Origin of the sequence: Micromonospora psammae (assembly GCF_036902725.1) — a bacterium.
Classification (GTDB): Bacteria; Actinomycetota; Actinomycetes; order Mycobacteriales; family Micromonosporaceae; genus Micromonospora.
The window spans coordinates 92,528-107,531 of sequence record NZ_JBAKHM010000011.1 but is presented as its reverse complement, the minus strand read 5'-3'; the positions used below and the strand labels follow the sequence as shown (position 1 = coordinate 107,531).

Here is a 15,004-nt window from a genome sequence, read left to right as displayed (position 1 = left end):
CGGGTGCGGCGTACTCGTACGATCGACGGGTGCGCCGCACCCACTCGCCGCGGCTGCGCGCAGCCACGCGGCCCCGCCTGCTCACCGCCCTGCTCGCCGTCACCGTCCTGACCAGCACCACCGCCGCCTCCTGCGGCGAGGACAAGCCGGACGTCACCCTCGCCTCGGCCGCGAAGAACGCGGTCGCCGAGGTCATCGACGCCCCGGCGACGGTGACCGCCCGGGCCGCCGCCACCCTCACCGCCCCCGCCGACGGCACCCTCGCCAGCCTGCGCGTCCAACCCGGACAGCGGGTGAAGCGCGGCCAGATCCTCGCCGTGGTCGACTCGCCGTCGGCCCGACAGCGGCTCCGCCAGGCGAAGGAGGCGCTGACCGCCGCGAAGCGGGCCGGCCGGGGCGTCGGCACGGGCGACCTGTCCGGCAGCCGGCGCGGCACCGACAAGGCCGCCGACGAGGCGTTCGACGCGGCCCGGGACGCCGCCGACAAGATCGCCGACAAGCAGCTGCGCGACGCGCTGCTGGCCCAGGTGACCTCCGCGCAGAAGCAGTACGCCGCCGCCGCGCGCAGCGCCGACCGGGCGGTCCGTTCGGTGCAGCGGGGCGTCGCCGGGTTGAACTCCGCCGTGGGCGCGCTGTCGTCCGCCCAGCGGCTCCAGGCCCAGCAGGCGTACGACCTGGCGAAGGCGACCGTCGACGCGTTGACCCTGCGCGCCCCGATCGGGGGTGTGGTCCAGCCCGGTGGCACCCCGAGCGGTGGCGGCACCGATCTGGCCGCGCTGCTCGGTGGCGGTCAGCTTCCCGCCGACCTCGGCCCGTCGGCGCCCACCGGATCCCGGGCCGGCCCGCCGCCGGGGGTGGACGACGCGATCGGCGTCGGTGGCCGGGTCACCGCCGGTGCGGCCGTGCTGACCATCGTGGACACCGGCGCGCTCGGCCTGGCCGCCGAGGTGGACGAGACGGACGTGCTGCTGGTCCGGCCCGGGTTGACCGCCACGGTCGAGCTGGACGCGGTCACCGGCGCGACGTACGAGGCCACCGTCCGCTCGGTCGACGTGCTCCCGACCAGCTCCGCCCGGGGTGGGGTGACCTACCGGGTACGCCTCGCCCTCGGCGCCGGGAAGCTGGGCGAGGGTGCGGCCGCGCCGACGCCCCGCCCGGGCATGAACGCGATCGTGCACCTCCAGGTACGCGAGGCCGCCGACGCGGTCACCGTGCCCGCCTCGGCGGTCTTCTCCGCCGACGGCCGGGACGCGGTCTGGGTGGTCCGCGACGGGAAGGCGGACCGGGCCACGGTGACCGTCGGCGTGCAGGGGCCCGACCTGGTGCAGATCCTCGACGGGGTGCAGGCCGGTGACCGGGTGGTGGTGCGCGGCGCCGACCGGGTCACCGACGGCCAGGAAGTCCGGTGAGCCCGGCGCCGGCGATCGAGGCGGTCGACGTCTCCCGCACCTACGAACTCGACGGCGTCTCGGTACCCGCCCTGCGCGGGGTGTCGCTGACCGTCCAGCCCGGCGACTACGTGGCGCTGGTCGGGCCGTCCGGCTCCGGCAAGTCCACCCTGATGCACCTGCTCGGCGGGTTGGACCGGCCGACCGGCGGCCGGCTGGTGATCGGCGGCCGGGACGTCGGCAGCCTCTCCGCGCCGGAGCTGGCGACCCTGCGCAACGAGACCATCGGCTTCGTCTTCCAGGCGTTCCACCTGCTGCCGCGTACCTCGGCGGTGGACAACGTGGCGCTGCCGCTGGTCTACCGGGGCGTGGGCGCCCGGCAGCGACGCGAGCGGGCCGCGGCGATGCTGGGCCGGGTCGGCCTGGGGCACCGGCTGGACCACCGCCCCAACCAGATGTCCGGTGGTGAACAGCAGCGGGTGGCGATCGCCCGGGCACTGGTCACCGACCCGACGGTGCTGCTCGCCGACGAACCGACCGGCAACCTGGACAGCGCCACCGGTCAGGCGGTGCTGGCTCTGCTGGAGCAGCTCAACGCCGAGTCGGGGGTGGCCCTGGTGATGGTGACCCACGACCGGGAGGTGGCCGCCCGGGCCCGCCGGCAGATCGCCATGCGCGACGGGGTGGTGGAGTCCGACAGCGCCGCCGAACCGCTGGTCACGGCCGCGTCGACGGTGCCGGCGACGAGTGCGCCGCGACCGGCCACCGACCCGGTGGCGGCGGAGCAGCCCGCGACCGCGGCGGGCCATGATCGACCGCTGTCCGGCCCGGACGGGCGACCTGAGACACTGAGGACCGCTCCCAGCGCGGAGCCCCGGTCCGCGTCCGGAAGCGGCCCGGGGCACCCGCCCGGTGGCTCCGGTGGGCCCGCCGGAGCCACCGGGCGCCTTCCGCGTGGGGCTGCCGGCCGTACCCCCGATGGTGCCGGCGACGGCTCCACCGCCGAGCGGACCGGGCCCACGGCGGACGCCGGGGGTGACCGGTGAGGGTCGCGGAGGCGTGGCGGGTGGCCCTGGACGCGCTGCGGGCCAACCGGATGCGCAGCGCGCTGACCATGCTCGGCGTGATCATCGGGGTGGCCTCGGTGGTGCTGCTGGTCGCCATCGGCACCGGTACGAAGCAGAAGGTCGAGCAGCAGGTCGAGGGGCTCGGCTCCAACCTGCTGCTGGTGGTGCCCGGCAAGATCGAGGTGGGTACCGCGCCGGTGGTGTCGCCGCTGACCCTGAAGGACGTCGACGCGGTCTCCCGGGTGGTCGGCGACCCGAGCCGGGTGGCGGTGACCGTCGCCTCGGGCGCGACCGCCCGCGCCGGCAACCGGTCCGACTTCACCACCGTGCAGGGGGTGCTGGAGACCACCCCGACCGTCTTCACCCGGTCGCTCGCTCGGGGCCGCTACCTCACCGGGGCCGACGTGGACACCAGCCGGCGGGTCGCGGTGCTCGGCGACTCGGTGGCCCGCGCGCTCTTCCCCGACCGGGACCCGCTCGGCCAGCAGGTGACGCTCGCCGGGGTCCGGTTCCGGGTGATCGGCGTCTTCACCCCGCTGGGCCAGAGCCTCGGCGTCGACCGGGACGACGAGGTGCACGTGCCGGTCACCGCCGCGCAGCGGCTCTGGGGCACCCAACGGGTGGACGGCATCGCGGTGAAGGCGCCGGACCGGGAGCGGATCGACGAACTGGGCGACCGGATCGTCGCCGAGCTGGGCCGGCGGCACCCGGACACCGAGTTCAGCGCGGTCACCCAGCAGCAGATCCTCGGCGTGCTCGGCGACATCCTCGGCGTCCTCACCGGCGTGCTGGCCGCCATCGCCGGCATCTCGCTGCTGGTCGGCGGGGTCGGCGTCTCCAACATCATGCTCGTCTCGGTCCGGGAACGGACCCGGGAGATCGGCCTGCGCAAGGCGGTCGGCGCGCGGCCCCGGGACATCGGGGTGCAGTTCCTGCTGGAGGCGGTGCTGCTCACCGCCATCGGCGGGCTCACCGGGATGGCGCTCGGCGTCGGCACCGCGCTGCTGGTGGACGCCTTCTCGCCGATCCCGGCCGCGATCACCTGGTGGTCGCTGGCGTTGGCGTTCGGCGTCTCCGCCGCGGTGGGCATCGTCTTCGGCGTGGTCCCCGCCCAACGCGCCGGCCGCCTCGACCCCGTCACCGCCCTCCGCGCCGAGTGACCCCGGCCCGCTCCCGCCCAATCCGATCACCCTGTCCGTCGGAGGTCTCGGCAATGGGACGGGGGGCGCGAGCGGGGAGAAAACGCCTGGTCACGGTCGAGTGATCGCGGGCTCAGGCATGATCAGTTGTACGAAGGGATCGCGCCGGTAACAGCCGCCCCGCTACCGTACTGGTAACACGCGCGTTGCCGCCCCGGACGCACACTCCGGTCGCTCGGCACGCGCCGGGCATGGGATGGGTCGGGTGAGCCATGGCCGGGTCGCAGTCCGACGGTCGGCTGTCGGATGTCAAGTTCCTCACCGTCGCCGAGGTGGCGGCGGTGATGCGGGTCTCCAAGATGACGGTCTACCGCCTGGTGCACAGCGGTGAGCTCACCGCGGTCCGGGTCGGCCGCTCGTTCCGGGTTCCCGAGCACGCGGTGCACGACTATCTCCGGGGCGCGTTCCAGGAGACCGCCTGACCCGTCGACTGCGACGTAACGGGCATCGACGGGGGCGCGTTGGTCCTGCTGACGCTCTCCGGCTACCCTGGAGTCGACCGTGACCGCACGCCGGTGCGCCCCGACGCCACCAGGCTGGTCCGGTCCGTTGTCCGCACGCGGTCGCCGGCACCACCGAGGTGGTGCCACCCGTCCGCCCCGCACGTTGCATCGAAAGGCTGTCGTATGGGCTCGGTGGTCAAGAAGCGCCGCAAGCGCATGGCTAAGAAGAAGCACCGCAAGCTGCTGCGCAAGACCCGCGTCCAGCGTCGCCGTCTCGGCAAGTGACCGACGCCGGGCCACGGCCCGGCATCCGGCACCACTTGCCAACTGTCGACCCTCGGAGGCTCAGGTGATCAGGCCGTGGACGTCCCGGCTCGATCCCGCCTGCCGGTCAAGGCGTGCGAGATGACCCCCGGTGGCACCTCTGGTGCTCCGGGGGTCGTCGTCGTGACCGGGGTCGGTCGCTACCTCGGCGCGCACGTCGCCGCCCGGCTCGCCGCCGACCCGCGGATCGAACGGGTGATCGGGGTGGACCCGACCACCCCCGGCCCGGAGTTCACCGACCTGCTCGACCGGGTGGAGCGGATCCGGCTCGACCTGGGCTCGCTCGGTGGCCTCCTCGCCGACCTCGACGTCGACGCCGTGGTGCACCTGGCGCTGGTCAGCGCCCCCGACCCGCAGCACGGCGGCCGGGCGGCGATGAAGGAACAGAACGTCATCGGCACCATGCAACTGCTCGCCGCCTGCCAGCGGGCACCCCGGCTGCGCAAGCTGGTGGTGCGCTCCTCCACCGCCGCGTACGGCGCGTCCTTCCGCGACCCGGCGGTCTTCACCGAGGAGACCGAGCCGCGCGAGGTGCCGCGCGGCGGTTTCGGCCGCGACATCCTCGACATCGAGGGGTACGTCCGCGGGTTCCGTCGCCGCCGTCCCGACGTGACCGCCACCGTGCTGCGCTTCGCGCCGTTCATCGGCTCCACCGCCGACACCACGCTCACCCGCTACTTCTCCCAGCCGGTGGTGCCCACCGTCTTCGGCCGCGACCCGCGGTTGCAGTTCGTGCACTTCGACGACGCCCTGGAGGTGCTGCACCGGTCCATCGCCGAGGAGCACCCGGGGACGTACAACGTCGCCGGCCCCGGCGTCCTCTCGCTCTCCCAGGCCATCCGTCGGGCCGGCCGGGTGGCGATGCCGGTGCTGGAGCCGGGGCTCTCCGGCGCCGCCGCGATCGCCCGCAACCTCGGCTTCGGCCGCTACGGCCTCGACCAGGTCGACCTCTTCGTGCACGGCCGGGTCGTCGACACCAGCCGGCTGGAGCGGGAGTACGGCTTCACCCCGCGCTCCACCGCCGCCGCCTTCGACGACTTCATCCGCGCCCACCGGGGCGGGGTGGTGCTCCACCGCAACCAGTTGGCCGCGGCCGAGCAGTTGGTGCTGGAGCGCATCCGGCAGGTCCGCTCGGCCGTACGGGAGCGGTCGTGACCGGCCCGGAGGAGCGCCGCGAGGGCGCCGGGGCCGACGGCCGGTACGACGTACCGCTGACCGCGGCCGGTCCGGGGTCGGAGCCGGCGCGGCGCAACGGGCACCGGCGCCCCACGGCGGCCGTCGCCCCCGACCGGACCCGGGTCGACCCGGCCACCGACGGCGAGCCGGACCTCTCCGCGACCGACGAGCCGTCCCCGCACCCCGAACCGGCGAACGGGACCGGCCCGGCGGCGCAGCGGCCGGCCGGCGCGGACGAGGCCGCGGCGACCGGGCGGGCGTCCGCGACGGCGCCGGACGGGCCGGCGGTGCCGGACCGGCACGACCACTGGGACCAGAAGGTCGCCGCCGGGCTGGCGTTCCTGCGCCGGCGCCTCTCCGGCGACTACGAGGTGGACGAGTTCGGGTTCGACCCGGACCTGACCGGCTCGGTCTTCCACCCGCTGCTGCGGCTGCTCTACCGGGACTGGTTCCGCACCGAGGTCACCGGGCTGGAACATGTGCCGGCCGACGGGCCCGGCCTCGTGGTCGGCAACCACTCCGGCACCGTGGCGCTGGACGCGCTGATCCTCTCCACCGCCCTGCACGACCAGCACCCGGCGCAGCGCTACCTGCGGTTGCTCGGCGCCGACCTGGTCTTCCGGATGCCGGTGGTCTCCGAGATCGCCCGCAAGACCGGCGGCACGGTCGCCTGCAACCCGGACGCGGAGCGGCTGCTCGGCAACGGGGAGCTGGTCGGCGTCTTCCCCGAGGGGTTCAAGGGCATCGGCAAGCTCTACTCCGACCGCTACAAGCTGCAACGCTTCGGCCGGGGTGGGTTCGTCTCGGCGGCGCTGCGTACCGGCACCCCGATCGTGCCCGTCGCCATCGTGGGCGGCGAGGAGATCTATCCGATGCTGGCCGACATCAAGCCCCTGGCCCGGCTGCTCAAGCTGCCGTACTTCCCGGTCACCCCGACGTTCCCGTGGCTCGGGCCGTTGGGCATGGTGCCGCTGCCGAGCAAGTGGCTGATCGAGTTCTGCCCGCCGATCCCCACGGCGCACCTGACCGACTCCGCCGACGACCCGCTGGTCGTGTTCAACCTCGCCGACCAGGTCCGGGAGACCATCCAGCAGACCCTGCACAAGCTCCTGGAACGCCGCCCCGACCCGTTCGGCCCCTGAGGCCGGTGCGCGTCGGCGCCCCATTCGTCCCGGCGGGCCCCGGGCGGGCACGGCGCACCCCTACGATGACCCCGGTCGATGACCGGACGGGGGAGACACATGGGTACGTACTGGGCGACGGCGCGGCGGGTCACGGCGGCCCTGCTGGGACTGATGATGGTGGCGTTGATCGCTCCGGCCCCCGCCCAGGCCGCCGAGTACCCCGGCGGGCGGCGCATCTACAGCGTCGCCCTCGGTTCCGTGCCGGCCAACGGCGATCCGGCGACGGGTCCGGTCTGGGTCCGGTTGGCCATGTACTACTTCTACGCCGACGGCACCATCCGCGAGAGCTTCTGGTACTGGAACCACGCCACGGCGGTCGGTGACGCCCGTACCGGCTACCGGACGACGGGTTGCGCGGGGCACGACTGCGAGGTGCGGACGGCGAAGAACTTCGAGCCGACCGCGGCGGCCAAGACCCTCAACGGCACCTGGACCACGTCCGGGGACACCACGACCATCTCCTGGAGCGAGGGATCCGTGGAGACCTGGCGGGCCAGCGATCCGGTCAGCGACCTCACCCGGCTCGACCTCGTCGGCTCCAACTACGGGGTCACCGAGGGCTGGGGCTTCGGCAGTCTCGCGTCGAACGACACGTACACGCCGATCAGCAGCGTGCCGTTGAAGCAGTACCGGGGCGAGTACGCGGCCTACAACAACGTCCGGGGCTACGCCGGGCCCAGCCAGATGGACCTGCAGCTCTTCTCCCGGTGCAGCGCGAACTGTCTCAGCCGCCTGAGCGAGCCGACCACCGCGTGCTCGGCGTGCCCGACCGGGGCGTCCTCCTCACCGGTCCGTTACTACCTGGCCGGCTCCGGCCGGCGGAACTTCTACGAGCACTGGTGCACCTGCCTGACCAGCGCCGCCTGCTACACCGGCGGCTCGCACCGCAAGCCCCAGCTCCAGGTGATCGGTGACAACGGCACGTTCCACGGCTGGATCGGTGTCGAGGCGTCCAACTTCACCGCGAACACCGGCTACTTCGCGGTGCACTACCACCTCGACTTCTGACCGTCGCCACCTCAGCCGCTCCGTTCCGCCCGTCATCGAACCGTCTGTTGATCCGTACGCAGGGGAGTCCAGTCATGTGTGACAGGTGGAGGGCGGTTCGGCGGTCGTTGGCGGCCGTGCTGGTCGCGGTGACCATGGCGACTTTCGTCGCGCCCACGCCGGCACAGGCGGTGGACTATCCGGGCGGGCGGCGCATCTACACCGTCGCGCTCGGCGCGATCCCGCCGGCGGGCGAGCCGGCCGGCGGCCCGGTCTGGGTGCGCCTCGCCATGTACTACTTCTTCGGCGACGGCACCGTCACCGAGGGCTTCTGGTACTGGAACCGCGCCACCGCCGTCGGCGCCTCCGGCACGGGTATCCGCACCACCGGCTGCCCCAACCACGACTGCGAGGTGCGCACGGCCACCGGGTTCCAGCCCGGCGCGGGCAACAGGAGCCTCTCCGGGACCTACACCACCTCGGGTGACACCGTCACCATCTCCTGGAGCGAGGGCTCCCGGGAGACCTGGCGGGTGGGCGCGGCGGGAAGCAACCTGGCCAGGATGGACTTCGTGAGTTCCAACTACGGGGTCACCGTGGGTTGGGGCTTCGGCAGTTCCGCGTCCAACAACGCCTACGTGCCGGTGGGGGACATCCCCAAGGTGATGTATGCGGGCGAGTACGCCGGCTACAGCGGGTCGACCGGGGTGCGCGGCTCCAGCAACATGCACATCAACCTCTTCTCCCGGTGCGGCGCCACCTGCCTGAGCCTGCTCGGCCAGCCGACCACCGCGTGCTCGGCGTGCGGCGGCGGGGCGACCTCCGCGCCGATCCGGTACTACCTGGCGGGAGCCGGTCGGCGGAACTTCTACGAGCACTGGTGCACCTGCCTGACCAGCGCCGCCTGCTACACCGGCGGGTCACACCGCAAGCCGTACCTGCAGGTGATCGGTGACGACGGCAGCTTCCAGGGCTGGGTCGGCGTCGAGGCGTCGAACTTCACCGCCAACACCGGCTACTGGGCGGTGAACTACCACGTCGCCGGCTGACCCGGCCGGTCAGACGGCGCGGCGACGGCGGTGCAGCGCCAGGCCCGCGCTGACCGCGCCGGCCAGCAGACCGGCCGCGGCGGTCGACGGTACGGCGATCTTGACCGCCCGCCGCCCGGTGCGGAAGTCCCGCACCTCCCAGCCCCGCTGGCGGGCCTGCCGCAGCAGCGTGCCGTCCGGGTTGATCGCCACCGCCCGCCCGACCGCGGAGAGCATCGGCAGGTCGTTGGCGGAGTCGCTGTAGGCCGCGCAGCGGGACAGGTCCAGCCCCTCCACCGCGGCGAGCTGCCCGACCGCCTCCGCCTTCGCCGGGCCGTGCATCAGGTCACCGACCAGCCGCCCGGTGTACGCGCCGTCGACCACCTCGGCGACGGTGCCGACCGCGCCGGTGAGGCCGAGCCGGGTGGCGATCACCCGGCCGATCTCCACCGGGGCGGCGCTGACCAGCCAGACCCGCTCACCGGCGTCGAGGTGCCGCTGGGCCAGCCGTCGGGTCCCGGCCCAGATCCGCGGGGCCATCAGCTCGTCGAAGATCTCCTCGGCGAGGCGTTCCACGTCGTCCACCCGCCAGCCCTCGACGAAGGCGAGGGCGGCCTCCTTGGCCTGCGACATGTCCCCGGCGTGCTCGGTGGCGAGCAGCCGGAACCGGGCCTGCTGCCAGGCGAACCGGGCCAGGTCTCCGGTGGTGAAGTACTTCCGGGCGGCCAGGCCGCGGGCGAACCAGTAGATCGACGCGCCCTGCATCATCGTGTTGTCCACGTCGAAGAAGGCGGCGGCGGTGGGATCGGGGCACGGCGGCGCCGGCGTCTCCAGCTCGGCGTCCGCCCACCCGGCGGTGTGCCCGCGGGCGTCGGTGCTGACCGTGACCTTACGGCTGCCGGTCATGCCACTTCCCCTCGTCCGACCCGTGACGTCTGCACCGCCGAGCCTAGCCGGACGCCGGAGAACGGCGGTCGGGCGAAGGGTGAACTGTGGCGTGCGCAGCTCCGCCACCCCGGTCGGCTCAGCGGTCGGCGGGACAGCTGGCCGGCGCCGGACCGAGGGCGTCGCTGGCCGCCGGGGCCGGCAGTTCGCAGGCGATGGCGGCCCGCAGCGCGTCGGAGCGCTCGCGGATCGTGTCCAGCAGGGTCAGGGAGCGCCGGGTGCGGTCCCGCTCGGCGCGGCTGGCCCCGTCGAGCAGCCCGGTGACCGCCCGCCGCTGCCCGGCGACGAAGGTGTTGACGGCGTCCAGCCCGGCCGGGTCCGACCGCTGCGCCGCGGTCGTGGTCAGCAGCCGTACGCCCTGCCGGGTGTCGGCGTCCATGTCGTCCAGCACGGCGCTGAAGCCGGCCAGGTCACCGTGGAGGGTGGCGGCCTCGTCGAGCCGGGTGCGGGCGAAGTCGAGGAAGAGCTGCCCCCGGCCGAGGTCGGAGCTGGCCAGGGCGAGCTGCGCCCGCTCGGTGGAGCGTTTCATGCCGTACAGCGCGTCGCCGGGGACCGCGTCCTCGCTGGCGGCGGAGATCCCCGACAGCGCCACGGCGCCGGCGGCGATCCCGACCAGGATCGCGCCCCGGGCGCGGACCTGGCGCGCGGTGACCGCGCCGAGCAGGGAACCCCGGGAGGTGGCGGTGGCCGGCGTGGTGCCGGTCGCCGCGCCGGCGGTGACGCCGACCCCCTCCCGCTCCGCGGTGGCCATCAGCATCGCGCGGAGCCCGGTCCGGAACTCCTGGTCCACCTCGACGTCCGGGCGTTCGTCGACGAGCCGCCGACCCACCGCCACGAGGGCGGTGAGCTGGTCGTCGGCGCGGGACCGGACATGGTGTCGCCGGCCGCCGTTGGCCTCGTCGAGAAGCTGGGCGAAGCGTGCGGCCCGCCGACGGGAGAAGAGGTCGCTGTCCACCGCAGGCACCCCCTCTCGCTGGTCACGGCCGGTCGGCCGCGCTGGTTCCCAGCGACCGGCGGCGGCGTACGCCGACGGGCGGAGTGCGTGGCCGGCGCTGTTCCGGACCGGGTGGGTCCGGCGGCGCCGGCACAACCACCGGTCGCACCCGGAAAAACGGTCCGCGAGGGGCCCGGGTTACGGGGCGGCCGGCAGTGAAATCACGATGCGTGATCGTCATCGCCGGCCGCTCAGGGTTGGAAACCGTCCGGGAGCAGGCGGGCCAGGGCGCGCACGGCGCGGTACTGGAGCGCCTTGATGGCGCCTTCGTTCTTGCCCATCGCGCGGGCCGTCTCGGCCACCGAGAAGCCCTGCAGGAAGCGGAGCACGATGCACTCCTGCTGTTCCGGGTTGAGCTGCTTGACGGCGGTGAGCAGCGCGACGTTGGTGATGTGCTCCACCACCGCCGCCTCCGGGCTGCCCTCCGGGCCGCGGTCCTCCCGGTCGGCGTCGAGCACGTCGCCGGTGGTCACCTCCAGCCGGTAACGGCCGGACTTGAAGTGGTCGGCGACCAGGTTGCGGGCGATGGTGACCAGCCAGGCGCCGAGGTCGCGGCCCTGCCAGGTGAAGCTGCCGATCCGCTTGAGCGCGCGGAGGAAGGTGTCCGAGGTGAGGTCCTCGGCGAGCTGCCGGTTGCCCACCCGGAAGTAGACGAAGCGGAAGACGGTGTCGACGTACCGGTCGTAGATCAGGCCGAACGCCTCGGACTCGCCGGCCTGCGCCCGCTCCACCAGCCCCCAGACCTCGGTGGCCGGGTCGGACGGGTCGGGCCGGCTGGGGAACCCGGTGGCCGGTGTCGTGGCGGCCGGCACGGCGGGCAGCACGGCGGTGTCACCCGCCGGCACCGCCGGCAGCACCGCGGTCTCGGGGCCGGACTGGTCGGCCACCGCGGGCGGCTCGCCGGCCCGCCGGCTCTGCGCCGGCATGCTGGGCCGGGCGGGGGACACCACCCGGCCGCCGTTCGGCTTGGCGTTGCCGCCCGGTACGACCTGCCGGGCCGGGGCCTCGTTGTGCCGGTTGCGCAGCCGTCGGGACGCGCCGTCGGCGCGGCTGCGGGTGTCGTCGGAGCGGACCGGCTCCAGGCGTTCGTTCGGCGACGTCCGGGGTGTCGGGCCGGTGAGGCCGTTCAGGCCGGCGGGTCGTTCCGCGTAGCCGAAGGTGGTCACCGTGCCTCCCCGGTGCGCTGCGCGGCCGGACGCGCCCGGTGGCGACGGGACGCCGTGGCGGCGTCCGGTCGGCCCCGGGCGGGCCGGGCCTTACAGGGGTGTGCCGACGGGCGGCAGATCCCCTTGAGGTGCTGGTCCAATGCGCTCACAGGCACGGGGGCCTCCTCGGGCTGAGGGGTGTCGACTCACGGCAAATCGGGTGAGCCGACCCGAGTGATGATAGGGCCAACGTCACCCGCGCGTGGCAAGTCCGTTACACAGGGCCAAAGTATTTCCCCCTGGGTCGCACGCACGGCGGACCGGTTGTCCGTCGTGTGCGGTTGACTTTCACGTCGTGGCTTGATCCGGAGTGGAAAGTCCTGGTGGGAGCCGTCGCGGCCGGCTGACCGGCGTGTCGCGGGCCGGACGGCTCCGGCCGCGCGGCGGATGCCCCGGGGACCCGGCGGGACGGGTCCGGTCGGCCGTGCGGCCCACCCGTGGTGACCGGGTGTCGGCGGGGCATGGCCGGGCGGGGTGCCGCTGTGCCAGACTCAGCCACCGTGCAGGACCCCGCCGACAGCCCCGCGCCGAACCTCGCCGACCGACTCAGCCGGGCGGTGGTCGCCCACGGCGACCGCGCCGCGCTGCACCACCGCGATCGCACCGTCACCTGGTCCGAACTCGACGCCGCGGTGACCGCCACCGCCGCCGCCCTCGCCGCGGAGGCCCCCGCCGCGACCGACGGGCACCCGCCCCGGGTGGCGATCGCGCTGCCCAACTCGCCGGACTTCGTGGTGGCCTACCTGGCCGCGCTGCGGGCCGGGCTGGTCGCGGTGCCGGTCAACCCGGGCTTCACCGCCCGGGAGCTGCGCCACGTGCTCGCCGACTCGGGTGCGACGGTGCTGCTCTGCACCGGGGCGGTCCGCGACCGGGTCGCCGGGTTCGCCGCCGAGCTGCCGGCCCTGGCGGCCGTGCACACCGAACTGCCCACGGGCGGGCCGGCGGCGCCGCCGGCCCCGGCGCGCGGCGGCGAGGACCTGGCGGTACTGCTCTACACCTCGGGCACCGAGGGCTGGCCCAAGGGGGCGATGCTCCCGCACCGGGCGCTCGCCGCCAACCACGACCAGCTCGACCGGATCACCCCGCCGGTGGTCGGGCCGGACGACACCGTGCTGCTCGCCCTGCCGCTGTTCCACGCGTACGGGTTGAACTCGGGGCTGGGCGCGGTGATCCACCATGGCGCCACCGGGGTGCTCGTCGACGATCTCGGCGACACCGGCGCGCTCGACGTGATCGCCCGGCACCGGGTCAGCGTGCTGGTCGGCGTACCGTCGATGTTCCTGGCCTGGGCCGGCGCGGACGCCGACACGGTCGCCGCGGCCACCGCCTCGGTGCGGGTCGCGGTCTGCGGCGCCGCGCCGCTGGACCCGGCCACCGCGGCCCGCTTCACCGAGGCCACCGGACACCCGGTGCACGTCGGGTACGGGCTGACCGAGACCGCCCCGGTGCTCACCTCGACCCTGGTCGGTGGCGAGCCGAAGCCCGGCTCGGTCGGCCGGCCGCTGCCCGGCGTCGAGCTCCGCCTGGTCGGGCCGGACGGGGTCGACCTGTGGCGGGACGGCGCGACGGCGCCGGAGGACGACGGGGACGACCCCTTCCTGGTCGACCCCTCGCCCGGCACCGACCCCGGCCAGGTCGTGGTCCGCGGGGCCAACCTCTTCGCCGGCTACTGGCCGGACGGCCGGGGCGGCCCCGACGCCGACGGCTGGTGGGCCACCGGGGACGTGGCCTACGCCGACGACGAGGGTGACCTGTTCCTGGTCGACCGGCTCGGCGAGCTGATCCTGGTCAACGGCTTCAACGTCTACCCGCACGAGGTCGAACTGGTGCTCGACGGGCACCCCGGGGTCGCCGGCTCGGCCGTCCTCGGTGTGCCGCACCCCCGGACGGGGGAGACTGTCCGGGCGTACGTGGTGCCGGCGCCGGGCCGTCCGGTCAGCGGCGAGGAGCTGCTCGCCCACTGCGCGCGCAACCTGGCCCGGTTCAAGTGCCCGACCGACGTGGAGTTCGTCGACGAGCTGCCATACTCCGCGATCGGCAAGGTACGCAAGACCCAGCTGCGGCCGGCGCCGCCCGCCCGCTCTACGGAGGTGCCCGATGTCCACTGACGCCCGGCTCGCCCTGATCACCCGGCCCGGCTGCCACCTCTGCGAGGAGGCCAAGGCGGCGCTGGACCGGGTGGTGGCGGTCACCGGTGACCGGTGGGTGGAGAAGGACGTGACCGGCGACGTCGAGCTGGAGCGCGAGTACGGCGACCGGCTGCCGGTGGTGCTCCTCGACGGCCGGGAGCACGGCTACTGGCGGGTGGAGGAGGAGCGGCTGCTGCGGGACCTGACCACCCCACAGCTCTGAGCGGGCCTTATGGTGCTGCGATGACCCCTGCGCGCCACCACCTGGTGTGGGACTGGAACGGCACCCTGCTCAACGACCTCGACCTGGTGGTGGAGGCGACCAACATCGCCTTCGCCAGCGTCGGCGGGCCGTCGGTCACCACCGACGAGCACCGGGTCCGGTTCCGCCGGCCGATCGCCGACTACTACGCCGAGATGCTGGGGCGGGCGGTCGACGCCGAGGCGTTCGGCGAGCTGGACCGGATCTTCCACGAGGCGTACCGGAGCCGGCTGACCACCTGCGCGCTGGCGGATGACGCGACGGCGGCCATCGCGGCCTGGCCGGGCAGCCAGTCGCTGCTCTCGATGTGGTTCCACGACGAGCTGGTGCCGACCGTGCACACCTACGGGCTGACCCCGCACTTCAGCCGGGTCGACGGGCTGCGCGCCACGGTCGGTGGGGGCTTCAAGGCGGAGTGGCTGGAGAAGCACCTCGCCGAGCTGGGGCTCGACGGTCGCCAGGTGGTGCTGATCGGCGACTCGCTCGACGACGCGCACGCCGCCGAGAGCGTCGGCGCGAGCTGCGTGCTCTACACCGGCGGCCTGTCCGACCCGGCCCGCCTCCGCGCCAGCACCCACCCCACCGCCGACACCCTCACCGCCGCCGTAACCCTGGCCACCACCCTGCCGTAACCCCCGGCCTCCCGCTGGCGTCGTCGATCATGAAGTTGTTG

At 74.3% G+C, this 15,004-nt stretch carries 15 protein-coding genes; 12 read left to right on the top strand and 3 right to left on the bottom strand.

Annotated features, from left to right (window positions below):
• Positions 1-29: 29 nt before the first annotated feature.
• The 9 genes from V6U79_RS15605 (at position 30) to V6U79_RS15565 (ending at position 8,817) form a co-directional block, all read left to right on the top strand.
• Positions 30-1,409, top strand: a complete 1,380-nt coding sequence (locus tag V6U79_RS15605) for an efflux RND transporter periplasmic adaptor subunit (RefSeq protein ID WP_334525285.1) — start codon at positions 30-32, stop codon at positions 1,407-1,409.
• The gene (locus V6U79_RS15600) at positions 1,406-2,434 is read left to right on the top strand and encodes an ABC transporter ATP-binding protein (RefSeq protein WP_334615050.1); all 1,029 of its coding nucleotides are present in this window, start codon (positions 1,406-1,408) and stop codon (positions 2,432-2,434) included. Before V6U79_RS15605 ends, V6U79_RS15600 begins: the two co-directional genes overlap by 4 nt.
• On the top strand, positions 2,431-3,615 hold the full coding sequence (locus V6U79_RS15595; protein ID WP_334525279.1) for an ABC transporter permease: 1,185 nt from the start codon (positions 2,431-2,433) through the stop codon (positions 3,613-3,615). The genes V6U79_RS15600 and V6U79_RS15595 overlap by 4 nt, the downstream gene beginning before the upstream one ends.
• 251 nt (positions 3,616-3,866) lie before the next feature.
• The gene (locus V6U79_RS15590) at positions 3,867-4,076 is read left to right on the top strand and encodes a helix-turn-helix domain-containing protein (RefSeq protein ID WP_334525276.1); all 210 of its coding nucleotides are present in this window, start codon (positions 3,867-3,869) and stop codon (positions 4,074-4,076) included.
• A gap of 204 nt (positions 4,077-4,280) precedes the next feature.
• The gene (locus tag V6U79_RS15585) at positions 4,281-4,382 is read left to right on the top strand and encodes a 30S ribosomal protein bS22 (RefSeq protein ID WP_007465623.1); all 102 of its coding nucleotides are present in this window, start codon (positions 4,281-4,283) and stop codon (positions 4,380-4,382) included.
• A 120-nt stretch (positions 4,383-4,502) separates the two neighbouring features.
• Positions 4,503-5,576, top strand: coding sequence for an NAD-dependent epimerase/dehydratase family protein (locus V6U79_RS15580; protein WP_334525273.1), 1,074 nt, complete (start codon positions 4,503-4,505; stop codon positions 5,574-5,576).
• A gap of 308 nt (positions 5,577-5,884) precedes the next feature.
• A complete protein-coding gene (locus tag V6U79_RS15575) occupies positions 5,885-6,739 on the top strand; it encodes a lysophospholipid acyltransferase family protein (protein WP_334525473.1) in 855 nt (284 codons plus the stop codon).
• Between the two features lie 99 nt (positions 6,740-6,838).
• Positions 6,839-7,789 (top strand): hypothetical protein, encoded by a 951-nt coding sequence (locus tag V6U79_RS15570; protein ID WP_334615049.1) that lies wholly within the window; start codon positions 6,839-6,841, stop codon positions 7,787-7,789.
• A gap of 74 nt (positions 7,790-7,863) precedes the next feature.
• Positions 7,864-8,817 carry a hypothetical protein gene (locus tag V6U79_RS15565; RefSeq protein WP_334615048.1) on the top strand — a complete coding sequence of 318 codons (954 nt, stop codon included), beginning with the start codon at positions 7,864-7,866 and terminating at the stop codon, positions 8,815-8,817.
• A gap of 9 nt (positions 8,818-8,826) precedes the next feature.
• On the opposite strand, the gene V6U79_RS15560 is transcribed toward V6U79_RS15565, so the two are convergent.
• The 3 genes from V6U79_RS15560 to V6U79_RS15550 form a co-directional block, all read right to left on the bottom strand.
• Positions 8,827-9,702, bottom strand: a complete 876-nt coding sequence (locus tag V6U79_RS15560; RefSeq protein WP_334525267.1) for an HAD family hydrolase — start codon at positions 9,700-9,702, stop codon at positions 8,827-8,829.
• A gap of 118 nt (positions 9,703-9,820) precedes the next feature.
• Complete coding sequence (locus tag V6U79_RS15555; protein ID WP_334615047.1) at positions 9,821-10,696, bottom strand: DUF5667 domain-containing protein; 876 nt, start codon at positions 10,694-10,696, stop codon at positions 9,821-9,823.
• A gap of 230 nt (positions 10,697-10,926) precedes the next feature.
• Positions 10,927-11,901: an ECF subfamily RNA polymerase sigma factor, BldN family gene (locus V6U79_RS15550; protein WP_334615046.1), complete on the bottom strand. Its 975-nt coding sequence runs from the start codon at positions 11,899-11,901 to the stop codon at positions 10,927-10,929.
• Between the two features lie 500 nt (positions 11,902-12,401).
• On the opposite strand from V6U79_RS15550, the gene V6U79_RS15545 reads away from it, so the two are divergent.
• The 3 genes from V6U79_RS15545 to V6U79_RS15535 are packed head-to-tail and all read left to right on the top strand — an operon-like array spanning position 12,402 to position 14,963.
• Positions 12,402-14,048: an AMP-binding protein gene (locus V6U79_RS15545; protein WP_334615045.1), complete on the top strand. Its 1,647-nt coding sequence runs from the start codon at positions 12,402-12,404 to the stop codon at positions 14,046-14,048.
• The gene (locus V6U79_RS15540) at positions 14,038-14,292 is read left to right on the top strand and encodes a glutaredoxin family protein (protein WP_334615044.1); all 255 of its coding nucleotides are present in this window, start codon (positions 14,038-14,040) and stop codon (positions 14,290-14,292) included. Before V6U79_RS15545 ends, V6U79_RS15540 begins: the two co-directional genes overlap by 11 nt.
• 20 nt (positions 14,293-14,312) lie before the next feature.
• Positions 14,313-14,963: an HAD family hydrolase gene (locus tag V6U79_RS15535; RefSeq protein WP_334525252.1), complete on the top strand. Its 651-nt coding sequence runs from the start codon at positions 14,313-14,315 to the stop codon at positions 14,961-14,963.
• Positions 14,964-15,004 lie beyond the last annotated feature (41 nt).